The sequence below is a fragment of the Pseudomonas sp. H3_D04 genome (assembly GCF_054669175.1).
In genome coordinates, this window is sequence record NZ_CP162801.1 from 1,529,041 (window position 1) to 1,550,519 (window position 21,479).

The following is a 21,479-nucleotide window of genomic DNA, read 5'->3' on the forward strand; positions in this document are numbered from 1 at the left end:
GGCATACGCGGGGCTGCGAACCAGAGCGTTCGGGCCGCCGGTACTGGAGAAAGAAAGCATGAGCAACTGGTTAGTAGACAAACTGATCCCTTCGATCATGCGTTCCGAGGTCAAGAAGAGCTCGGTGCCTGAAGGTCTGTGGCACAAATGCCCGTCTTGCGAGGCTGTGCTGTATCGTCCGGAGCTGGAAAAGACCCTGGACGTTTGCCCCAAGTGCAACCACCACATGCGTATCGGCGCCCGCGCGCGCATCGACATCTTCCTCGACGCCGAAGGCCGTGCAGAATTGGGCGCGGACCTGGAGCCGGTTGACCGTCTGAAATTCCGCGATGGCAAGAAGTACAAGGACCGCCTGACCGCTGCGCAAAAGCAGACCGGCGAGAAAGACGCACTGATCTCCATGAGCGGCACCCTGCTGGGCATGCCAGTGGTGGTCTCGGCCTTCGAGTTCTCCTTCATGGGGGGGTCGATGGGCGCCATCGTGGGTGAGCGTTTTGTCCGCGCTGCCAACTACGCGCTGGAAAACCGTTGCCCGATGATCTGTTTCGCCGCTTCCGGTGGTGCGCGGATGCAGGAAGCCCTGATCTCCCTGATGCAAATGGCCAAGACCTCTGCGGTCCTGGCGCGTCTGCGTGAAGAAGGCATTCCGTTCATCTCCGTGCTGACCGATCCGGTCTACGGCGGCGTTTCCGCCAGTCTGGCGATGCTGGGCGACGTGATTGTCGGTGAGCCGAAAGCCCTGATCGGCTTCGCCGGTCCACGCGTGATCGAACAGACCGTGCGTGAAAAACTGCCGGAAGGTTTCCAGCGCAGCGAGTTCCTGCTGGAGCACGGTGCAATCGACATGATCATTCACCGCCAGGAACTGCGTCCGCGCCTGGGCAACCTGCTGGCACAAATGATGGGTCTGCCGACGCCAAAATTCGTTGCCGCACCCATTGAGCCGATCGTGGTTCCACCGGTACCTGCCAACCTATGACCGAACGTACCCTTGGCGAGTGGCTCGCCTACCTAGAGCAGTTGCACCCTTCGGCCATCGACATGGGCCTGGAGCGCTCGCAACAGGTAGCGTCCCGCATGGGACTGGGCAAGATGGCGCCTCGGGTGATCACGGTCACCGGCACTAATGGCAAGGGGTCCACCTGTGCATTCGTGGCCTCGTTGCTGCGGGCTCAAGGCCTGAGCGTTGGTGTCTACAATTCTCCGCACCTGCTGCGTTACAACGAGCGGGTGCAGGTCAACGGCGTCGAAGCGACGGACGCCGAGTTGTGCGAAGCCTTTGCTGCGGTCGAGGCGGGCCGTGGCGACACGTCCCTGACGTACTTCGAGATGGGCACCCTGGCGGCGTTCTGGCTGTTTCAACAGGCAGGGCTTGATGCCGTGGTGCTGGAAGTCGGCTTGGGCGGGCGTCTGGACACGGTCAACGTGGTCGATGCCGACATGGCGCTGGTCACCAGTATTGGCGTCGATCACGCCGATTACCTGGGCGATACCCGCGAATCCGTGGCTTTTGAGAAAGCCGGCATCTTCCGCCAGGGCGCGCCTGCGCTCTGTGGTGACCTGAATCCTCCGCAACCTCTGCTGGATAAAGCTCGCGAGCTCAATTGCCCGTTTTTCCTGCGTGGGCGCGATTTCGACCTCGGTGTGACCGATCACAATTGGCAATGGCGCGGTCTTGACGCTCAAGGGCGAGTGGTCGAGTTGCATGATCTGCCGTTGCTCGATCTGCCGATGGAAAACGCCGCACTGGCCTTGCAGGCTTACCTGTTGCTCGGTTTGCCGTGGGTCGATTCGCAAGTAATCAATGCGCTGACAGCGACGCGGGTGGTAGGTCGTCTTGACCGCCGTCAAATCGACTGGCAGGGCAAGCGTCTGAACCTGTTGCTGGATGTGGGGCATAACCCGCATGCAGCCGAGTATCTGGCGCGCCGTCTGGCCGTTCGTCCGCCGGTCGGCAAGCGTCTGGCGGTGTTTGGCTTGTTGGCGGACAAGGATCTGGATGGTGTTGTCAGTGAATTGAATGCTAGTGTCCAGCAATGGGCTGTCGCGCCGTTGGATTCGCCGCGTGCGCGCCCGGTGGCCGATTTGCAGGCGGCGTTGCAGAACCTTGGCGCTGCGGTAACGTCTTATGACAGTGTGGCCGCCGCCCTGGAAGGGCAGTGCGCACTGGCAACGAGCGACGACGAGATTCTGTTGTTCGGATCATTTTATTGTGTCGCCGAGGCCCTTGAATGGCTGGCCCGGCGCTCCACGGAGGAAGCGGCAAATGGCATTGCTGGATAAGGCATACAAACAGCGCATGGTTGGCGCCCTGGTTCTGGTGGCGCTGGCGGTTATTTTTCTGCCGATGCTGTTTTCCCGCCAGGATGAGCAGCGTCAAGTGACGGTCGAAGCCCCGGCTGCGCCGCAAGCACCCTCGGTACCGCCAGTGCAGGTCGAGCCAGTGGTGGTGCCCGAGCCACAAGCGCTGCCTCAGGAACCTGTGCCAAGCGATGACGAGATCGCTCAGCAAGAAGCACCGGTGGCGCCGATCACCCCGAGTGCGCCAGCCGCGGCTGCACCTGCTACCAAACCGGTCGCTCCTGCGCCTGTGGTCAAGCCTGCTGCGCCGACCACGCCGCCTGCCCAGCCGATTACGGCCGCGCCGGGCAAGCCAGACACGACTCAAAGCCGCGTCGATGCCAATGGCCTGTCGGTCAGTTGGTCGGTGCAACTGGCCAGTCTGTCGAGCCGTGCAAGCGCAGAAAGTCTGCAAAAAGACCTGCGCAGTCAGGGCTATAACGCCTATATCCGCACGGCCGATGGCAAGAATCGGGTGTTTGTCGGGCCGCTGATCGAGCGCGCCGAAGCGGATCGCCTGCGCGACTTGTTGGGCCGCCAGAAGAACCTCAAGGGTTTTGTGGTGCGTTTCCAGCCTGAGCGCAACTAAAACTATCGCCCCGATTTGAAATGCACTGACAATCGCAGCTTACCGATAGCCATGCGCTCTGCTAAAATGCGCCGCCTTATCCGTCTGTAGGCTGCACTGTGCCATTTACCTGGGTTGACTGGGCGATCGTTGCAATCGTCGCCATCTCCGCATTGATCAGTCTGAGCCGCGGCTTCGTCAAAGAAGCATTATCGCTGGTGACCTGGATCATCGCAGGAGTCGTCGCCTGGATGTTCGGTGGTGCATTGTCCGAGCACCTCGCCGGATACATCGAAACGCCATCAGCTCGTGTGATCACGGGCTGCGCCATCATGTTTATCGCCACGTTAATCGTAGGCGCAATGATCAATTATCTTATCGGCGAGTTGGTACGCGTCACCGGGCTATCCGGGACCGATCGATTCCTCGGCATGGCCTTCGGCGCCGCGCGTGGCGTGTTGCTGGTGGTCGTGGCGGTCGGGCTGTTGAGCCTGGGGCCGGTACAGCAGGACGGGTGGTGGCAACAATCACAGCTCGTGCCAAAATTTCTATTGGTCGCAGACTGGTCCAAAAACCTGATCCTCGGGTGGAGCAGTCAGTGGCTTGCCAGCGGTATCAGCGTACCCGCTGAGATACCGTTCAAGGAGCACCTCTTGCCGACGGCCAAAACGCCTCAGTGAGTTGTGTTCAGTTCAGATCCATTAAGTAGGGGTTGCGTCGCATGTGTGGCATCGTCGGTATCGTCGGTAAGTCGAACGTCAATCAGGCGCTGTATGACGCGCTAACCGTCCTCCAGCACCGCGGCCAGGACGCTGCCGGTATCGTGACCAGCCATGATGGCCGGTTATTCCTGCGCAAGGACAATGGCCTGGTGCGTGACGTGTTCCATCAGCGTCACATGCAGCGCCTGGTCGGTCACATGGGCATTGGCCATGTGCGTTACCCGACCGCGGGCAGCTCGACCTCGGCCGAAGCTCAACCGTTTTACGTCAACTCGCCTTACGGCATCACCCTGGCGCACAACGGTAACCTGACCAACGTTGAACAGCTGGCCAAGGAGATTTACGAATCTGACCTGCGCCACGTCAACACCAACTCCGATTCGGAAGTGCTGCTCAACGTGTTCGCGCACGAACTGGCCCAGCGCGGCAAGTTGCAGCCTACCGAAGAAGACGTATTCGCCGCTGTAACCGACGTGCATAACCGTTGCGTCGGTGGTTATGCGGTCGTGGCAATGGTGACCGGTTACGGCATCGTCGGTTTCCGCGACCCGCACGGCATCCGCCCGATCGTCTTCGGTCAGCGTCACACCGACGAAGGCGTCGAGTACATGATCGCCTCCGAAAGCGTCTCCCTGGACGTGCTCGGCTTCACCCTTATTCGCGACCTGGCACCAGGCGAAGCGGTCTACATCACTGAAGATGGCAAGCTGCACACCCGTCAGTGCGCGACCAACCCGTCCCTGACCCCGTGCATCTTCGAACACGTCTACCTGGCGCGTCCGGACTCGATTATCGACGGCGTGTCGGTGTACAAGGCCCGTCTGCGCATGGGCGAGAAGCTCGCCGAGAAGATCCTGCGCGAACGTCCTGAACACGACATCGACGTGGTCATCCCGATCCCGGACACCAGCCGCACTGCGGCCCTGGAGCTGGCGAACCACCTGGGCGTCAAGTTCCGCGAAGGCTTCGTGAAAAACCGCTACATCGGCCGGACCTTCATCATGCCGGGCCAGGCCGCACGGAAAAAATCCGTACGCCAGAAGCTCAACGCCATCGAACTGGAATTCCGCGGCAAGAACGTGATGCTGGTGGACGACTCGATCGTTCGTGGCACCACGTGCAAGCAGATCATCCAGATGGCCCGTGAAGCCGGCGCGAAAAACGTCTACTTCTGCTCCGCAGCACCGGCCGTTCGCTACCCGAACGTCTACGGTATCGACATGCCGAGCGCTCACGAGCTGATCGCCCACAATCGTTCGACCCAGGACGTTGCCGACCTGATCGGCGCCGACTGGCTGATCTATCAGGACTTGCCTGACTTGATCGAAGCGGTCGGTGGCGGCAAGATCAAGATCGAGAAGTTCGATTGTGCGGTGTTCGACGGCCAGTACGTCACCGGTGACGTCGACGAGGCTTACCTGAACAAGATCGAGCAGGCACGTAACGATGCCTCCAAGGTCAAGACGCAGGCCGTCAGCGCGATCATTGATCTGTACAACAACTGAGTAACTACCGGCCCTGAGGGGCCGGTTTTGTATCTACTTATAAAGAACAAGGCAAGGAGTGACAGCATGAGTCAGGATTGGGATGCCGGTCGGCTGGACAGCGACCTCGAAGGCGTAGCGTTCGATACCCTGGCCGTACGCGCCGGTCAGCACCGCACGCCGGAAGGCGAACACGGTGATCCGATGTTCTTCACTTCAAGCTACGTATTCCGTACCGCTGCCGATGCGGCGGCGCGCTTTGCCGGTGAAGTGCCGGGCAACGTTTACTCGCGCTATACCAACCCGACCGTTCGCGCGTTCGAAGAGCGCATTGCCGCGCTGGAAAGCGCCGAGCAAGCGGTCGCCACGGCCACCGGCATGGCAGCGATCATGGCGGTGGTCATGAGCCTGTGCAGCGCTGGTGATCACGTGCTGGTGTCGCGCAGCGTGTTCGGCTCGACCATCAGTCTCTTCGAAAAGTACTTCAAGCGCTTCGGCATCGAAGTCGACTACGTGCCTTTGGCGGACCTGTCCGGTTGGGACGCAGCCATCAAGGCCAACACCAAATTGCTGTTCGTCGAGTCGCCGTCCAATCCATTGGCAGAGCTGGTAGACATTGCCGAGCTGGCGAAAATCGCTCATGCCAAAGGCGCAATGCTGGTGGTCGACAACTGCTTCTGCACCCCCGCGTTGCAACAACCGCTGAAGATGGGCGCGGACATCGTCGTGCACTCGGCGACCAAGTTCATCGACGGCCAGGGCCGTTGCATGGGCGGCGTTGTCGCCGGTCGCAGCGAGCAGATGAAAGAAGTGGTGGGTTTCCTGCGCACCGCCGGGCCGACCCTGAGCCCGTTTAACGCCTGGATCTTCCTCAAGGGGCTGGAAACCCTGAGCCTGCGCATGAAGGCGCATTGCGCCAACGCCCAGCAACTGGCCGAGTGGCTGGAGCAGCAGGACGGCATCGAGAAAGTCCATTACGCTGGCCTCAAGAGCCATCCGCAGCACGAACTGGCGCTGCGCCAGCAGAAAGGTTTCGGCGCCGTGGTGAGTTTCGAGGTCAAGGGCGGCAAAGAGGGCGCCTGGCGCTTTATCGATGCGACCCGCCTGATTTCGATCACCGCCAATCTGGGTGACAGCAAAACCACGATCACGCACCCGAGCACCACCTCCCACGGCCGTCTGGCGCCGCAAGAGCGTGAAGCGGCGGGCATTCGTGACAGCCTGATCCGCATCGCGGTCGGTCTGGAAGACGTGGCAGACCTGCAAGCCGATCTGGCGCGCGGGTTGGCGGCCTTGTGATCGAGTTGGCGACGCCGGGTACCGGCACCCATGGCCGCGTTGCACTGGTCACCGGTGCTGCACGCGGCATCGGGTTGGGGATCGCGGCCTGGCTGATCAGCGAAGGCTGGCAGGTGGTGCTGACCGATCTTGATCGAGAGCGTGGTTCCAAGGTGACAAAAGTGCTGGGCGCAAACGCCTGGTTCGTCGCCATGGACGTCTCGAACGAGGGGCAAGTGGCGCTGGGCGTTGCCGAGGTGCTGGGTCAATTCGGGCGTCTGGATGCGCTGGTGTGCAACGCGGCGGTGGCCGACCCGCACAACATCACGCTGGAAAGCCTCGATCTTGCTTACTGGAACCGGGTGCTGGCGGTCAATCTCAGTGGGCCAATGCTGTTAGCCAAACACTGTGCGCCGTATCTGCGCGCTCACAGCGGTGCGATCGTCAACCTGGCCTCGACCCGTGCCGGGCAATCAGAGCCTGATACAGAGGCTTACGCGGCGAGCAAGGGCGGCCTGCTGGCCCTGACTCACGCGTTGGCCATCAGCCTTGGGCCGGAAATACGCGTCAACGCGGTCAGCCCTGGCTGGATCGACGCGCGAGACCCGGCGGCACGACGTGCAGCCCCCCTGACCGATGCCGACCATGCCCAGCATCCGGCGGGCAGGGTCGGGACTGTCGAAGACGTCGCGGCGATGGTGGCGTGGCTGTTGTCGAAGAATGCCGGGTTCGTCACGGGCCAGGAATTTGTGGTCGATGGCGGCATGACCAAGAAGATGGTCTACAAGTAGAAGCTGCAAGTCTCAAGCTACAAGCGGCAAGTAAATGCGAGCCCGTGCAAGCCCTGAATACGCGATCCTGCTTTTACTTGCCGCTTGAAGCTTGTACTTGGAGCTGTTTTGAAAAAACTTCAATCCTGCTATTGACTTAGGTTCGCTACCTGCGTAAATTTCGCGGCCTCGGAGATGCAAACGGGTGATTAGCTCAGCTGGGAGAGCGTCTGCCTTACAAGCAGAATGTCGGCGGTTCGATCCCGTCATCACCCACCAAATCCGAGAGTCTTGCGAGAGCAAGATGGAAGCTGTTAAAAGCCTCCACCGACGCGCAGCGGTAGTTCAGTCGGTTAGAATACCGGCCTGTCACGCCGGGGGTCGCGGGTTCGAGTCCCGTCCGCTGCGCCATATTTTCCGAGTCAGGCTTGACCTGATTCGAGATTGAAAGAGAGATTGAAAAGTCTCGGAGCTTTCAGTCAGACGAGTTAATTGAGCGTCAGCTCAAAGCGATACGCAGCGGTAGTTCAGTCGGTTAGAATACCGGCCTGTCACGCCGGGGGTCGCGGGTTCGAGTCCCGTCCGCTGCGCCATATCTGCCTCAAGGCCCGCTGAACGCCTTGGAGCTACGAAGAAAGCCGCTGGCAATCTTCGAGTCGATAGCAAAGACCCTGGTCGAAAGACCGGGGTTTTTTGTGTCTGCGATTTGGCTTTTCTCTCATCCATACCCTCCCCAATGAACCTTTCTGCTCAGTCGATGCATAAAGGGCTTCCTTCGCACGCCTGACATTAATTAGAATCACTCTCATTTACGATAACTCCTTGGCACAGGGCTTCTTGAAATGAGCGATGCAGCGATGCCGGAGGAGCAAACCTTCCATGACTTGTACCGCGACCATCGCGGCTGGCTCGAAAACTGGTTGAGGCGGCGCATGAGCAATGGTCATGATGCGGCGGACCTGAGCCAGGATACGTTCGTGCGTGTGCTCGCCAGCTCCCAGCACATTGCTGACCTGCAAGAGCCCCGCGCCTACCTGGCGACCGTGGGCAAACGGCTGCTGACCAACTTCTACAAGCGCCGCAGCCTCGAACAGGCTTACCTCAACGCCCTGGCGCTGCTGCCTGAAGACTGCGTGCCATCCCCCGAGCAGCGCTGGATTCTGCTGGAAACCCTGCAAGCCCTCGACGAATTGCTCGATGGATTGCCGACCCCGGTACGACGGGCATTTCTCTGGAGCCAACTGGAAGGCCTGGGTTACCAGCAAATCGCCGAGCGCCTGCAAGTCTCCGAACGCACGATCAAGCGCTACATGGCCCAAGCCTACGAGCACTGCCTGCTGGTGGACCTGTGATCGGTTCAGCCCCTTCGGCCGACGCCCGCCAAGTCATGCGGGCTGCCGCGCAGTGGCTGGCGCTGATGGAATCGGGCACTGCCAATGAGCAGGACCGTGCCGAGTTGCAGACCTGGCGCGACAGCCATTCCAGTCACGAACAAGCCTGGCAGAGAGCGCAACGCTTGCGTCAACGTTTTAGCGACCTGCCGTCAGCATTGGCGATGGCCAGTCTGGATAGGCCGCAGCCGAGCCGGCGTGCGGTGCTCAAGCGCGCCGTGGGAGCGGTGGCGTTGGTGCCGACTGCCTGGCTGATCAGTCGGCAGTTGCCTTTGGATGTCTGGGGCGCCGACCTGCGCACGGCGACCGGCGAGGGCAAGAAAGTCCGGTTGGCCGATGGCAGCTCGCTGCAATTGAACACCGCGAGCGCCGTCGATATCGATCTGAACACTCGGCTACTGAAGCTCGTGGAGGGCGAAATAGCCCTGAAAGTCCCCGGTTCGTCGCCGCTGACGATCCAGACTCACTTCGGCCAGGTAGTCGTCAGTCAGAGCGAAGTGTGTGTCCGCCAGTGGCCGACGGGTTGCCGGGTGTCGGTGCTCAACGGCGCGGTGCAGTTGGAGCCTTTGCGCGGACCGGTCTTTTCATTGCGCGCAGGCCAGCAAGTCAGCCTTCAGGCGGCAGGTGCCGGCGCCGTGGAGCCCTTCGACGTGCTTGCTCCAGGCTGGCGAGACGGTGTGTTGATGGCACAGAACCAGCCCCTGGGTGATTTCCTGCGTGAACTCAGCACCTATCGCCCGGGTGTGCTGCGCTGGGAGCCGGAACTGGAATCCCTGCGTGTCACCGGCAGTTTTCGCCTGGAAGACACCGATCGTATCCTCACGCTGTTAGCGGCCAGCTTGCCGCTGGAGGTGCATTCGCGTACGCGTTATTGGGTCACGCTGCTGCCGCGCAAAAATAGTGTTTGAAGGGTGTCCCCTTTTTTCGCGTCGCTTGTCATTCAAGGCAAGTGAACGAATCAAGAGAGCTTCTTCAATGCCCGCAGTGTTCCCGTCGAGTCCGCGTTTGGCTTCATCCCGCCTGCGCCCGTTAATACACTTGAGCCTGTTGCTGAGCCTCAGTGCCTGTCCGTTGTTTATCACCGCCGGTTGGGCCGAAGACGCGCCTCGACGCAGTTATCAGGTGCCGGCAGGCAGCCTTGGTGCAGCGCTGACCCGTTTCGCGGGTCTGGCCGGGGTCAATCTGTCTGTGGACCCGGCGCTGGTGAGCGGTCGCAACAGCCCCGGTCTGTCCGGCGAGTTCGCCGTGGAGGAGGGCTTTGCGCGGCTGTTGCAGGGTTCCGGTCTGCAACTGCAACCGGTGGGCGAGCAGGCCTACATCCTGACCCCGGCGCCCGAAGGCAGTGGTCTGCAACTCGGCGCCACCTCGATTCTCGGTTCCATCGACCCGGTGGACGGTGATCCGTATGCCGGCGGCCAGGTTGCGCGTCGCGGTTCGCAAGGCTTGCTGGGCTCCAAAGATTTCATGGAAACGCCGTTCAGCATGACCACCTACACCAGCGAGGTGGTCAAGAACCAGCAGGCGCGGACCTTGGGCGACCTGATCGCCAACGATCCATCGGTTCGTGCCACGAACCCGGCGGGTGGGCGCTATGAGCAGTTCACCATTCGAGGGTTGAGTCTGTTCAACAGTGATGTCGCCTACAACGGTCTCTACGGCGTGTTGCCGACTTATACGATTGATATGGAGATGGCCGATCGTGTCGATGTGATCAAAGGTCCGAGCCAACTGATCAACGGCATCTCGCCGCGGGGCAGCGTGGGTGGCGGGATCAACGTGGTGGCCAAGCGCGCCACCGACAAGCCCATTACTTCGTTTACCGGTATGTACGCTTCCGACAGCCAGGTCGGCGGCGCAGTGGATGTTGGCCGGCGCTTTGGTGAAGACAACAAGTTCGGCATTCGTTTCAATGGCGTGAAGCAGTCCGGTGACACCGAATGGGATCAGCAGAATGTCGACCGCGAGATGGCCGTGCTGGGCCTGGATTTTCGCGGTGAACGCCTGCGTCTCTCGACGGACGTCGGCCGTACCGAGCGTGATACCGACGCGCCGCAGGAGCGGGTGCAGGTCAACGCCAACGCGCAGGTTCCACATGCCAGCGATGTGCGTCACAACTATGCGCAACCCTGGAGCAAGGCGAGTACCAACGACACTTTCGGCACGGTGAACGCCGAATTCGACGTCAACGATTCCGTCATGCTCTACGGCGGTGTGGGCGCGCGCAAAAGCAATCATGATTTTCTCCGGCATGCCGTCGCGGTCACCAACGACAAGGGCGATTTCAGCGTTCAACCCCGTGATTTCACCCGCGACGAAAACGTCCGGACGGCCACGGCTGGGGTGCGCAACTGGTTTCATACCGGCCCGGTGAGCCATGAGGTGAACCTGGCGGCCAGTTATTTCTACATGGACTTCGAAAATGGCGGCGCACGTTACGCGGCGGCCCCCAGCAACCTCTACAACCCTGTGGAAACGCCGACGCCGGTCAGGCCGACGCGCCAGGATCCGAAGGTCTATACCGAGAACCGCTTCAGCGGCGTGGCCTTGTCCGACACCCTGGGATTCTTCGATGACCGGCTGCTGCTGACCCTGGGCGCCCGCTGGCAGCGGGTGAAGGTCGACGACTGGTCGGATAACGTCAAAGGCGACACCGCCTACGACGAGGAAAAGGTTTCGCCGTCGGGCGGCATCCTGTTCAAGGCCACCGATAAGCTGTCGCTGTACGCGAACTACATGGAAGGCCTGAGCCAAGGCAAGATCGCGCCGTCGACCTCGATCAACGAAGACGAGATTTTCCCGCCATTCATCAGCCGCCAGGTCGAGGTCGGCGCCAAGTATGACGCCGGCGCGTTTGCCATGACCGCTGCGGTGTTCCGGATCAAGCAGCCGGCCTATGAGACCAACGCCACCACGCGGGTTTTCGGCCCGAACGGCAAGCGTGAAAACACGGGTGTGGAACTGAGTGTGTTCGGTGAGCCGCTCGAGGGTTTCCGCCTGCTCGGCGGCGTCATGTATATCGACAGCGAGTTGACCAACACCGCCAATGGCACCTTCGACGGCAACCGGGCGCCGGCCACTCCGAAATACAACGTCAACCTGGGCGCCGAGTGGGACGTGCCGACCGTGCAGGGCCTGACCCTCACCAGCCGGGGCATCTATTCCAGTTCGCAGTATCTGGACCAGTCCAACAACAAGGAGATCGACTCGTGGGAGCGTTTCGACGTGGGCGCACGCTACGCGTTCAAGGTCGAGGAAAAGAACATCACATTGCGCGCCAACATCGAGAACGTGGCCGACAAGCGCTACTGGAGTTCGGCCGGGGCGTCGGATGACAGTGAGCCAGGGTTGACGCTGTCGACACCGCGGACCTATCTGCTTTCGGCGACCGTCGACTTCTGACGGCATCGCGTTGACTGACCCGACGCCATCGCGAGCAGGCTCGCTCCCACACTGGTTTTGTGTTGTTGCATAGATTTAATCAACAACACCAATTCCCTGTGGGAGCGAGCCTGCTCGCGATAGCGGCATCAGCAACGCCGCAAGACTCAGCCCTGCAAATACACCGCATGCGTATGGGTGTACTCGTAAAGCCCATGCTTGCCATCCGCGCCGCCAATCCCGGATTTACGCACCCCGGCATGGAAGCCCTGCATGGCCTCGAAGTTCTCGCGGTTGACGTAAGTCTCACCAAAATCCAGCTCGCGCATTGCGTGCATGGTTTTACTGAGGTCGCGGGTGTAGATCGACGAAGTCAGGCCATAGTCGCAGTCGTTGGCCAGGGCGATGGCTTCGTCGAGGTCGTCGATAATCTGGATCGGCAGCACCGGGCCGAAAATCTCTTCGCGCATGATCTCCATGTCGGCGCTGCACCCGGCCAATACCGTGGGCTGGAAGTGAAAGCCGTTCGGCAAATCGGCAATCTGCCCACCGCTGATCAGACTCGCGCCCTGGCTCAAGGCCGTGCGCACTTTGCGGTTGACGCTGTCCAGGCCCTGACGGTTGATCAGCGGGCCCATTTCCACCTCTGGCCGGGCAATCGGATCGCCATAACGGGTGGCGCTCATCGCCGCTGCGATGCGTTCGATAAACGAGTCGGCGACCTTGCGTTCGACGTACACCCGCTCGGCGCAATTGCACACCTGACCGCTGTTGATGATCCGCGAATCGCGAATGGCTTTTACTGCCAGATCAAGGTCGGCATCCGCCAGCACAATGGCCGGCGCCTTGCCGCCCAGTTCCAGGTTGAGTTTGGTGATGTTCGGCGCGGCGGCGGCCATGATTCGCGAACCGGTGTCGACGCTGCCGGTGAAGCTGATCATGTCCACGCCCTTGTGCGCACTGAGCGCCGCGCCCACTCGACCATCGCCGCAAACCACGTTGAACACGCCCGCCGGCAGATCGGTTTCGGCCACCAGCCGGGCGAATTCGAAGCAGTTGTTCGGGGTTTCTTCACTGGGTTTGATCACGATGGTATTGCCGGTCAGCAGGGCCGGCGCCATCTTGCGGGCGATCAGGAAAAACGGGAAATTCCACGGCAGAATCCCGGCGACCACGCCCAGTGGTTTGCGAAACAGAAAGATGTTTTCGTTCTGCCGGTCGCTGGTGATGATTTCGCCTTCGATGCGCCGGGCCCACTCGGCCATGTAGTCGAGGTAGTCGGCGGTGAAATTGACTTCCACTTCCGCCAGGCCGCTGACCTTGCCTTGTTCGAGGGTGATGGTGCGGGCCAGGTGGGCGACGTTTTTCCGCAGCTTGGCCGCGATCCGGCGTAGATGCCCGGCGCGTTCGATGGCCGGTTTGCGCGACCAATCTTTTTGCGCGGCGCGCGCGGCGGCAAGGGCGTGGTCGACGTCTTCGGCCGTCGAGGCCGGGACTTTCGACAGCACGACACCCGTGGCCGGGTTGATCACATCGAGATGGGCAGTGCTGGCCACGAACTGGCCGTTGATGAAGTTTTCGTACACGGGCACGGACGACATTGGGGCGACTCCTTGGCTGATCAGTAAGTGCGCGACGGCGCGTGTTCGGTGGCCGGTGCGCGGTAACGGGCGAGGGTGGCCGTGGCGCTTTGGCGCAGCAGGCTGATGTCGATGGCCACGGCAATGAACTGACACCCCCAGCTTTGATAGCGGCGCGCGTCTTCTTCGTTCGGCGCGAGGATGCCGCAAGCCTTGCCGGCTGCGAGCGTTGCTTTCACTGCGTGCTGGATGCGTTCCTGAACGTCAGGATGGCCAGGGTTGCCTGCATGGCCGAGGCCGATGGACAAATCCGCCGGGCCGATAAACACCGCGTCGACGCCTTCGACGGCGGCGATCGCTTCGACGTTTTCCACGCCAATCCGCGATTCCACCTGAACGATCAGGCACAACTGCTCATGGGCGGTGTTCAAATAATCCGGCACGCCGTCCCAGCGCGTGGCGCGAGTCAAACCGCCGCCGACGCCGCGAACACCGTGGGGCGGGTAACGCATGGCGCGCACCAGGGCGGCCGCTTGCTCGGCGGTTTCGACCATCGGAATCATCAGCGTCTGCGCACCGATATCCAGCAGTTGCTTGATCAGGTTGGCATCGCCCGTCACCGCACGCACCACGGGCGCCGTGGAGTAGGGCGCCACCGCCTGCAATTGCGCGAGTACGCCGGGCACGGTGTTCGGCGCGTGTTCACCGTCGATCAGCATCCAGTCGTAACCGGTGGTGGCGACGATTTCGGCGGCGTAGCCGGTGGCGAAACCGGCCCAGATTCCGTACTGGGTCGCCGGATTTTTCAGCGCGGCCTTGAAAGCGTTGTGAGGCATGTTCATAGCGGGGTCCTTTCTCAGCGGTTGTACGGCCGATGCAGTTGGCATTCCGGGTTCAGGGTCACGCCGAAACCTGGCTGGTCGAGTGCCGAGAGGCGCATGCGGCCGTTCACCGGAACCGGTTCGCCGAGCAATTGCGGGTGGAACATCGGCACCACTTCGTCAGCCTTCGGCGCCATCATCAGAAACTCGGCGAACGGGCTGTTATGCCGGGTGGCGACGAAGTGGTAGCTGTAAACCGAAGAGCCGTGAGGAATCACCAGCGCGTTGTGGGCATCGGCCAGGGCGGAAATCTTCACCAGTTCGGTGATCCCGCCGCACCAGCCGACGTCCGGCTGGATGATGTCGCAGCAGCCCATTTCCAGGAGCATGCGGAAACCCCAGCGGGTGGCTTCGTGTTCGCCGGTGGTCACCAGCATGCCTTTGGGCACGTTGTTGCGCAGGGCCGCGTAGCCCCAGTAATCGTCCGGCGGCAGAGCCTCTTCGATCCACTTCAAGCCGTACTCGTGGGCGCCGACCGCCAGCTTGGTGGCGTAGTTGAGGTCCAGGCTCATCCAGCAATCGAGCATCAGCCAGAAGTCCGGGCCCACCCGCTCGCGCATGGTCGCCAGTTCTTCGAGGTTCTTGCGCAGGCCATCCTCGCCTTCGGCCGGGCCGTGGTGCAACGGCATCTTGCCGCCAATGAAGCCCATTTTCTGCGCCAGGTCCGGACGGGCGCCGGTGGCGTAGAACTGCAATTCGTCGCGCACCGCACCGCCGAGCAACTGATGCACCGGCTCTTTGCGTATCTTGCCGAGCAAGTCCCACAACGCCAGATCAACCCCGGAGATCGTGTTGATGACGATGCCTTTGCGACCGTAATACAGGGTCGATTGGTACATCTGGTCCCAGATTTTTTCGATGTCGGTGACCCGTGCGCCTTCGAGGAAACGCGCCAAGTGTTTTTCGACAATGTACGCGGCAGGCTCGCCACCGGTGGTGACGGCGAAACCGATCGTGCCGTCGCTGGCTTCGATCTCGACCACCAGCGTGCCGAGTACGTTGATGCCGAAGGTGCGGCGGCTCTGGCGATACTCGGGGTATTTGCTCATCGGCGTGGCAATGTGATCGTCGATCCAGTGACCGTCCGCCTGATCGTGATAATCCGCGCCGCCGCCTCTCAACGTGAAGGCGCGGACGTGTTTGATGGTTGGAATGCCCATGGTGTGACTCCTCAGGTTAAACGGTGGCCGGTGTGTTGGAAGGCTTGTGGACGGGTGAACGGATGCCCAGGACCAGCAACGCGGCGATGACGGTGGTGCCGGCCAGCACGTACAAGCCTGCGGCCGGTGAATGGAAGGCGCCTTCGGCCCAGTTCTTCAGGACCGGGGCGATGAAGCCGCCGAGGGCGCCGAACGAGTTGATCAGGGCAATCCCGGCTGCAGCGGCGCTGCCGGCGAGGTAGCTGGAAGGGAAGGTCCAGAACACCGGTTGCACCGCGATGAAACCCGAAGCGGCGAAACACAGGGCGACGATGCCGAGGAACGGGCTGGCGAAGGTCACCGAGCAGGCGATTCCAGCCGCGGACATCAGCAACGTCAGGCAGGCGGTGCGGCGACGTTCGCCGGTGCGGTCGCTGTAGCCGGGGATCAGGTACGCCGCGACTATCGCGCAGATCCATGGGATCGCCGTGACCAGTCCGACCATCAGCCCGACCTTGGTGCCCAGCAGCCCGCCGACCTGGGTCGGCAGATAGAACACCACGCCGTAGACGCTGGCCTGAATCAGCAGATAAATCAGGCACAAGTACAGAACTGAGGGTTGGCACAGAACATTGAGCAGGCTGCGGCCATGATTCTGTTTGTGGCTGTCTTCTTGATCCAGGATGCCTTGCACTTGCTGGCGTTCTTCAACCGTCAGCCACTTCGCGTCGGCCGGGCGATTGTCCAGATACCAATAGGCCCAGACGCCCACCGCCGTGGCCATCAAGCCTTCAACCGCGAACAGCCATTGCCAGCCGTGGACGCCGGCAAATCCGTCCAGCTCCAGCAGCAAGCCAGACAACGGACTGCCAAAGATGAACGCCAGCGGTGCACCGAAGTAGAAAAAGCCCATGGCTTTGCCGCGCGCGGCGCTGGGGAACCAGTAGGTGAGGTAAAGGATCACGCCGGGGAAGAAGCCGGCCTCGGCCACGCCCAGCAAGAAGCGCAGGACGTAGAAACTGGTTTCGGTGTGAGCAAAGACCATGGCGGCGGAGACCAGGCCCCAGGTCACCATGATCCGGCACATCCACAGGCGGGCGCCGACACGGTGCAGGATCAGATTGCTCGGCACTTCAAGCAGCGCGTAACCCACGAAAAACACCCCGGCGCCGAAGGCGAAGGCAGCGTCGCTGATATTGGTGTCGGCTTGAAAGGCTTGCTTGGCGAACCCGACGTTGGCGCGGTCGAGGAAGGCCATGATGTACATCAGTAGCAGGAAGGGGAGTAGCCGCCAGGAAATTTTGGCGAGCAGAGGCGCAGGTAGAGTCTTCATCGCAGTTTTCCTTTGGTAGGGCATTTGTTCTTATGGGAAAGACTGTACGGCCGCGGATCGATGCGTTACAAATCGAATCTAGCTCACAACTGATACCTTGAGGGTATCGATAACAAAGGCCCGCCATGACCACGCCGATCATCTCCCGCAGCCTGCTCAACCGCCTGCGCTACAAGCATTTGCACATGCTGGTGACGCTCAGCAGCAGCCAGAACCTGCACCGCGCCTCGCAAAGCCTGAACATGTCGCAACCGGCGGCGACCCGGATGCTGCATGAGATTGAAGACATGTTCGGCTGCGATCTGTTCGAGCGCCTGCCGCGCGGAATGCGGCCAACAGCGCTGGGCAGCGAGTTGATTCGTTTCGCCGAATCCGCCCTCAGCGGCCTCGACCGCTGCGCCGAAGACCTGATCGCGCGGCAGCAGGGCGGTTACGGTTATCTGTCCATCGGCACCATCATGGGCGCCGCACCGGACCTGGTGATGGATTCGATTGCCGAAATCAAGGCGCTCAATCCGCAATTGCGCATTCGCATCATGGGCGACACCAGCGATCAGGTGATCCAGTTGCTGGAGCAGGGCCGCATCGACCTCGCCATTGCCCGTCGCAACGCTGCCACCGACAGCGAACATTACGAGTTCGAACAACTGGGCAACGAACGGTTGCTGGTTGTCGTTCACGCCGGTCATCCCTTGGTGCAACGGGAAACGCTCGAACTCTCGGAACTGGTCAGCGGCTGGCCGTGGATCCTGCAGCCGGAAACCAGCCCGGCGCGCATCGGGCTGGATCAGGCCTTGCAGCGCCTGGCCTTGCCGACACCCGCCGACATCATCGAATGCAGCTCGGTGTACTCGATGCAGCAACTGATTCAACTGACCGACGCCATCATGGTGCTCTCGGAAACCGCGTTGCGCGACTACCTGAAAATGGGTCTGGTGGTGGCGCTGCCGGTGGAGCTGGATGTGCAACTGGCACCGTTCGGATTGTTGCTGCGCAAGGGTGAACACATCAGCCGGGAGTTGGGTTTGTTCATCGATTTGCTTCGCCGGAAAGCGGCGGTTTTCTGATTCTTTGGTCAGATTTTTGTTGCCAGTTGTTTTCTACAAGCCGATATACCTATAAAGTTAACCTTTCGGTCAGCTTTGCACTGTCAACACAGCCCTTTGCCTCGTCAAAAAGGGCTTCTGCAAGACTCGAGATCCCCAGAACATAACCAGAAGGGCGGACCCATAACCGCCCAGAGGATGATCCATGTCCAACCGTGAAATATCCCGGCGCTCGTTCCTTCAGGGCGGGCTGGTGGCGGGTGTGAGCGTGACGCTCACGCCGCTCAGCAGTCAGGCGCTGGCGGCCTTGATGGAAAACAGCGTGACCGTGCCTTCCGAGCAATGGCTCGGCAACAACGGCAAGGCGCGCTCGCGTAACGATGCCTTGTCCAAGGTCTGCGGCAGCAAAGTGTTTGCCCGCGACATCCGCGCCAAGGACATGCCGGGCTGGCCGCAGCAACAAGGCCACGCCATGCTGCTGAAGACCACCAAGGCCGATCGCATTTATGCCGGTTACGACCTGACGTGGCTCGGCGCCGACTTGCAGCCGGACCGCATCGTCACCGCCGCCGACCTGGACAAGGACGGCATCGCCTTCCCGGAAGAGCACGCGCCGGATCCGCTGCTGCCGGAGGGCAAGGTGCCGATGTTCATCGGCCATCCCGTGGCGATCCTGATCTGGAACGACTTCGAACGCTTCCGCCAGGCCAAGGCCAAACTCAAATTCAATGACAAAGCGATTCGTTACGGCGACAAAGTGCCGTTCTACGAAGGCGATCCCTACGGCAGTTTCCGCTACGTGCGCGTCGGTGGGGCGACCTCGGCGGATGAAGACGAATTCGCCAGCCTGAAGGATTCGATCCTGTTCCCGATGCTGCGCAACCGTCGTCCGGTGTGGAATTCCCAACCGAACCTGCACGGCAACCTGACCGAGCGCGGCTTGTTCTACGCCGAGCGCATGAAGCAGCAAATCGACACGCCGCCAGACAACTGGCTGGTGTTCGACGAGCGCTACAAAACCCCGTCAATCGAACCGGCCGCGATGGAGCCAGACAACGGCAACGGCTGGTACGACCCGGCGACCAAAACCCTGCATTTTGTCGTCGCCACCCAGTGCCCGCTGGAGACCGCGACCGAAACCGCGAAGATGATCGCACCGTCGCGTTTCGGCCTGGCCAACCTGAACATGCACCCGGGCTACACCGTCGGTTATGGCTCCAAAGATCACAACATTTTCGTGTACTACGCGGCGCTTGCGGCGTTGTACGGCGCCGGTGTGCCGGTGCGTCTGGCCAACGATCGCTACGAGCAGTTCCAGAGCGGCATCAAGCGTCACCCGTTCGATATCCGCTACCAACTGGCGGTCGACAAGACCGATCACAGCTTCAAGATTTTCCGCGCCGAGATGAACGTCGACGGCGGTGGACGGATCAACTACAGCCCCTCTGTCGCGGCGGTTGGCGCCACGGCGGCGCAGTCGATCTACTACATGCCGCAGAACGATTTGCAGGTCACCGCCTACCATTCCCGCGCCGTTGAAGCCGGGTCAATGCGTGGATACGGCACCCTGCAAAGCATGGCCTCGACCGAGATGATGGTCGATGAGATTGCCGATCGCCTCGGCATTGACGCCATTGATCTGCGCAAGAAAAACGCCATGGTCTCGGGCATGAAAAACACCCAGGGCGCGGTGCCGGCAGGCGCGTTGCGCCTGCACGAAATTCTCGATAAAGCCGCTGTTCACGAAGTCTGGAAAAACCGCGATGCGATCAAAAAGCAGCGCGAAGCCCGGGACCCGGACAACTGGTACGGCGTCGGTTTTGCCATCTGCCAGAAAGACTTCGGCACCGGTTCCGAAGCGCCGATGGCCAGCATCGAATTCACCGCTGATGGGCACATCACCCTGCGCCACATCGGTATCGAAATCGGCACCGGCATGTCCACCTCGCAAGCCTTGGTCGTGGCGGATTTCCTTGGCGTCCCGGCGACTGAAGTGAAGACCGGCGAGACCGAATGGAAAGAGTTGCAGCTGATCACCGGCGGCAACCCGTACCTCATGAGCCAGGCCGAGCAGGACACTGTGCTGCGCAATCCGCGCTGGGTCGGCAAACTCGCCTCGGCCTCATCGGCGACCAACTCCGCCTATTACTTCAGCCACGCCACCCGTGAAGCTGCGCGCGTGTTGTTCAACCACGGTTTGTGGCCGGCGGCGTTGCAGATCTGGGGCCAGGGCCCTTACGGCGGCCAGGCCAACCCGTATGTGGTGCGCCGTGAAGATGCGCATTGGGTCGACGGCCGACTCACCGCCAACGGCATGCAGCCGCTGAGCTTTGAGCAACTGGCCAGGCACGCCCACGAAAAAGGCCTGGTGACCGGCGCGACCGTGCACGGTTTCAACCGCTGGAGCTGGGCCGAGGCCGAGTTCAGCATCGACGGCGTGCGTGAACGTCTGCCGCTGGACGGCTTGGCGGTCAAGTACGGCGATGGCGCGCCGAGCGTGAAAAAGGCGCAGATGAACAGCGCCGGTTTTCACTTGCTGGATCGCCAGAACGTGCATTACCCGGACACGCAGTTGAACAACGCGGCGGTCACGTATTACAGCCCGGTGGCGACGCTGGTGGAACTGAAAGTGAACAAGGGCTCCGCCGAAGTGCAGGTGCTCAACCACCACTCGTGGGTCGAGTGCGGTCGGGTGCTGGTGGAAGAACTGGTCAAGGGCCAGCTCGAAGGCGGGATCGCCATGGGCATCGGCCATGCGTTGATGGAGGAGATGCCGCTGTACGAAGGCGGGCCGGGGGAGGGTGACTGGAATTTTAACCGCTACCGCTTGCCGATGGCGCGCCACGTAGCGGTGTGGACGCAGACGGCCGAAATCCTGCCGCCGCTGTCGCCGAGCGATCCATCCAAGGGCATCGCCGAAGTGGTGATGATCCCGGTGGTCGGCGCCATCGGTAACGCTGTGGCGCATGCCATCGGCAAACGGGTCCGCGACCTGCCTATCACTTCTGCCCGCATCAAGGAGGCCCTCAATGGCTAACCGTCCGCTTCAACTGACCCTCAACGGTCAATCCGTCGGCCCGGTGGACATCCCTGATGACCTGCCGATGATCGATTACCTGCACGAATACAAAAACCTCACCGGCTCGCGCCTGGGTTGCGGCCAGGGCATCTGCCACGCCTGCGTAGTGATCGTCGACAACCCGGACGGCACCAGCGAAGAAGTGCGCACCTGCATCACCGGTGCGCACTATTTCGAAGGCCAAAAAGTGCGCACCATTGAAGGCCACGCGACCCGCGATGAACAGGGCCAGGTCACCGAACTCAATCCGATCCAGCAGCGCTTCGTCGATGAATTTGCCTTCCAGTGCAGCTACTGCGCACCGGGTTTTGTAAATGCCGCGACGGTGTTGGTGGAGAAGCTGCAACGTCAGCCCATCGTCAAAAGCCAGCTGGAAAAAGTCATCGAGGACAGCCTCGGTCACCATATCTGCCGCTGCACCGGCTACGTGCGGTATTACAGCGCGACGCGCAACGTGCTGACCGATCTCGGCCTGGTCAAGGAGGGTTGA

The 21,479-nt window shown here is 61.3% G+C and carries 17 protein-coding genes and 3 tRNA genes; 16 read left to right on the forward strand and 4 right to left on the reverse strand.

Going from position 1 to position 21,479, the window contains the following annotated elements; all coding sequences use genetic code 11:
- Positions 1-58 precede the first annotated feature (58 nt).
- The 13 genes from accD (at position 59) to AB4N91_RS07295 (ending at position 11,952) form a co-directional block, all read left to right on the forward strand.
- Positions 59-979, forward strand: coding sequence for an acetyl-CoA carboxylase, carboxyltransferase subunit beta (gene accD / locus AB4N91_RS07235; protein ID WP_010456031.1), 921 nt, complete (start codon positions 59-61; stop codon positions 977-979).
- On the forward strand, positions 976-2,283 hold the full coding sequence (gene folC / locus AB4N91_RS07240; protein WP_460112218.1) for a bifunctional tetrahydrofolate synthase/dihydrofolate synthase: 1,308 nt from the start codon (positions 976-978) through the stop codon (positions 2,281-2,283). The genes accD and folC overlap by 4 nt, the downstream gene beginning before the upstream one ends.
- Complete coding sequence (locus AB4N91_RS07245; protein WP_010456026.1) at positions 2,267-2,929, forward strand: SPOR domain-containing protein; 663 nt, start codon at positions 2,267-2,269, stop codon at positions 2,927-2,929. The genes folC and AB4N91_RS07245 overlap by 17 nt, the downstream gene beginning before the upstream one ends.
- A gap of 98 nt (positions 2,930-3,027) precedes the next feature.
- Positions 3,028-3,588, forward strand: a complete 561-nt coding sequence (locus AB4N91_RS07250) for a CvpA family protein (RefSeq protein WP_010456024.1) — start codon at positions 3,028-3,030, stop codon at positions 3,586-3,588.
- 41 nt (positions 3,589-3,629) lie between these two features.
- Positions 3,630-5,135, forward strand: a complete 1,506-nt coding sequence (purF, locus tag AB4N91_RS07255; protein WP_010456022.1) for an amidophosphoribosyltransferase — start codon at positions 3,630-3,632, stop codon at positions 5,133-5,135.
- Positions 5,136-5,201: 66 nt separating this feature from the next.
- A complete protein-coding gene (locus AB4N91_RS07260) occupies positions 5,202-6,413 on the forward strand; it encodes an O-succinylhomoserine sulfhydrylase (RefSeq protein WP_010456020.1) in 1,212 nt (403 codons plus the stop codon).
- Positions 6,410-7,183 carry an SDR family oxidoreductase gene (locus tag AB4N91_RS07265; RefSeq protein ID WP_010456018.1) on the forward strand — a complete coding sequence of 258 codons (774 nt, stop codon included), beginning with the start codon at positions 6,410-6,412 and terminating at the stop codon, positions 7,181-7,183. The genes AB4N91_RS07260 and AB4N91_RS07265 overlap by 4 nt, the downstream gene beginning before the upstream one ends.
- A gap of 182 nt (positions 7,184-7,365) precedes the next feature.
- Positions 7,366-7,441 (forward strand) — tRNA-Val (locus AB4N91_RS07270).
- A 55-nt stretch (positions 7,442-7,496) separates the two neighbouring features.
- Positions 7,497-7,573: transfer RNA gene (locus tag AB4N91_RS07275), tRNA-Asp, on the forward strand.
- A gap of 105 nt (positions 7,574-7,678) precedes the next feature.
- Positions 7,679-7,755: transfer RNA gene (locus tag AB4N91_RS07280), tRNA-Asp, on the forward strand.
- Positions 7,756-8,004: 249 nt separating this feature from the next.
- Positions 8,005-8,514, forward strand: coding sequence for a sigma-70 family RNA polymerase sigma factor (locus AB4N91_RS07285; protein WP_042932721.1), 510 nt, complete (start codon positions 8,005-8,007; stop codon positions 8,512-8,514).
- Positions 8,511-9,461: a FecR domain-containing protein gene (locus AB4N91_RS07290; protein ID WP_411959904.1), complete on the forward strand. Its 951-nt coding sequence runs from the start codon at positions 8,511-8,513 to the stop codon at positions 9,459-9,461. The genes AB4N91_RS07285 and AB4N91_RS07290 overlap by 4 nt, the downstream gene beginning before the upstream one ends.
- 67 nt (positions 9,462-9,528) lie before the next feature.
- Positions 9,529-11,952, forward strand: a complete 2,424-nt coding sequence (locus tag AB4N91_RS07295) for a TonB-dependent siderophore receptor (RefSeq protein WP_460112219.1) — start codon at positions 9,529-9,531, stop codon at positions 11,950-11,952.
- Between the two features lie 146 nt (positions 11,953-12,098).
- Here AB4N91_RS07295 and aldA read toward each other — a convergent pair whose 3' ends face one another.
- From aldA to AB4N91_RS07315, 4 genes are read right to left on the reverse strand one after another with little or no spacing between them, the layout of a single operon-like run.
- Positions 12,099-13,532 carry an aldehyde dehydrogenase gene (gene aldA, locus AB4N91_RS07300; RefSeq protein WP_077750336.1) on the reverse strand — a complete coding sequence of 478 codons (1,434 nt, stop codon included), beginning with the start codon at positions 13,530-13,532 and terminating at the stop codon, positions 12,099-12,101.
- Between the two features lie 20 nt (positions 13,533-13,552).
- A complete protein-coding gene (locus tag AB4N91_RS07305; protein WP_077750337.1) occupies positions 13,553-14,353 on the reverse strand; it encodes an aldolase/citrate lyase family protein in 801 nt (266 codons plus the stop codon).
- A 14-nt stretch (positions 14,354-14,367) separates the two neighbouring features.
- The gene (rhmD, locus tag AB4N91_RS07310) at positions 14,368-15,552 is read right to left on the reverse strand and encodes an L-rhamnonate dehydratase (RefSeq protein WP_154912768.1); all 1,185 of its coding nucleotides are present in this window, start codon (positions 15,550-15,552) and stop codon (positions 14,368-14,370) included.
- A gap of 16 nt (positions 15,553-15,568) precedes the next feature.
- Positions 15,569-16,864 carry an MFS transporter gene (locus tag AB4N91_RS07315; RefSeq protein ID WP_010456004.1) on the reverse strand — a complete coding sequence of 432 codons (1,296 nt, stop codon included), beginning with the start codon at positions 16,862-16,864 and terminating at the stop codon, positions 15,569-15,571.
- Positions 16,865-16,989: 125 nt separating this feature from the next.
- Here AB4N91_RS07315 and AB4N91_RS07320 point away from each other — a divergent pair, with 125 nt between their 5' ends.
- The 3 genes from AB4N91_RS07320 (at position 16,990) to AB4N91_RS07330 (ending at position 21,479) form a co-directional block, all read left to right on the forward strand.
- A complete protein-coding gene (locus AB4N91_RS07320; RefSeq protein ID WP_010456001.1) occupies positions 16,990-17,931 on the forward strand; it encodes a LysR family transcriptional regulator in 942 nt (313 codons plus the stop codon).
- A 184-nt stretch (positions 17,932-18,115) separates the two neighbouring features.
- Entirely contained in the window at positions 18,116-20,947 is a 2,832-nt protein-coding gene (locus AB4N91_RS07325; RefSeq protein WP_154912767.1) for a xanthine dehydrogenase family protein molybdopterin-binding subunit, read from the forward strand.
- Entirely contained in the window at positions 20,940-21,479 is a 540-nt protein-coding gene (locus AB4N91_RS07330; protein ID WP_154912766.1) for a (2Fe-2S)-binding protein, read from the forward strand. The genes AB4N91_RS07325 and AB4N91_RS07330 overlap by 8 nt, the downstream gene beginning before the upstream one ends.

Bases quoted from the DNA above. Each gene is read 5' to 3' on its own strand.
- AB4N91_RS07315 (WP_010456004.1), bottom strand. From the start codon at position 16,864: ATGAAGACTCTACCTGCGCCTCTGCTCGCCAAAATTTCCTGGCGGCTA.
- AB4N91_RS07295 (WP_460112219.1), top strand. From the start codon at position 9,529: ATGCCCGCAGTGTTCCCGTCGAGTCCGCGTTTGGCTTCATCCCGCCTG.
- AB4N91_RS07305 (WP_077750337.1), bottom strand. From the start codon at position 14,353: ATGAACATGCCTCACAACGCTTTCAAGGCCGCGCTGAAAAATCCGGCG.
- AB4N91_RS07260 (WP_010456020.1), top strand. From the start codon at position 5,202: ATGAGTCAGGATTGGGATGCCGGTCGGCTGGACAGCGACCTCGAAGGC.
- folC (WP_460112218.1), top strand. From the start codon at position 976: ATGACCGAACGTACCCTTGGCGAGTGGCTCGCCTACCTAGAGCAGTTG.
- aldA (WP_077750336.1), bottom strand. From the start codon at position 13,532: ATGTCGTCCGTGCCCGTGTACGAAAACTTCATCAACGGCCAGTTCGTG.
- AB4N91_RS07330 (WP_154912766.1), top strand. From the start codon at position 20,940: ATGGCTAACCGTCCGCTTCAACTGACCCTCAACGGTCAATCCGTCGGC.
- AB4N91_RS07245 (WP_010456026.1), top strand. From the start codon at position 2,267: ATGGCATTGCTGGATAAGGCATACAAACAGCGCATGGTTGGCGCCCTG.
- purF (WP_010456022.1), top strand. From the start codon at position 3,630: ATGTGTGGCATCGTCGGTATCGTCGGTAAGTCGAACGTCAATCAGGCG.
- AB4N91_RS07320 (WP_010456001.1), top strand. From the start codon at position 16,990: ATGACCACGCCGATCATCTCCCGCAGCCTGCTCAACCGCCTGCGCTAC.
- accD (WP_010456031.1), top strand. From the start codon at position 59: ATGAGCAACTGGTTAGTAGACAAACTGATCCCTTCGATCATGCGTTCC.
- AB4N91_RS07285 (WP_042932721.1), top strand. From the start codon at position 8,005: ATGAGCGATGCAGCGATGCCGGAGGAGCAAACCTTCCATGACTTGTAC.
- AB4N91_RS07325 (WP_154912767.1), top strand. From the start codon at position 18,116: ATGTCCAACCGTGAAATATCCCGGCGCTCGTTCCTTCAGGGCGGGCTG.
- rhmD (WP_154912768.1), bottom strand. From the start codon at position 15,552: ATGGGCATTCCAACCATCAAACACGTCCGCGCCTTCACGTTGAGAGGC.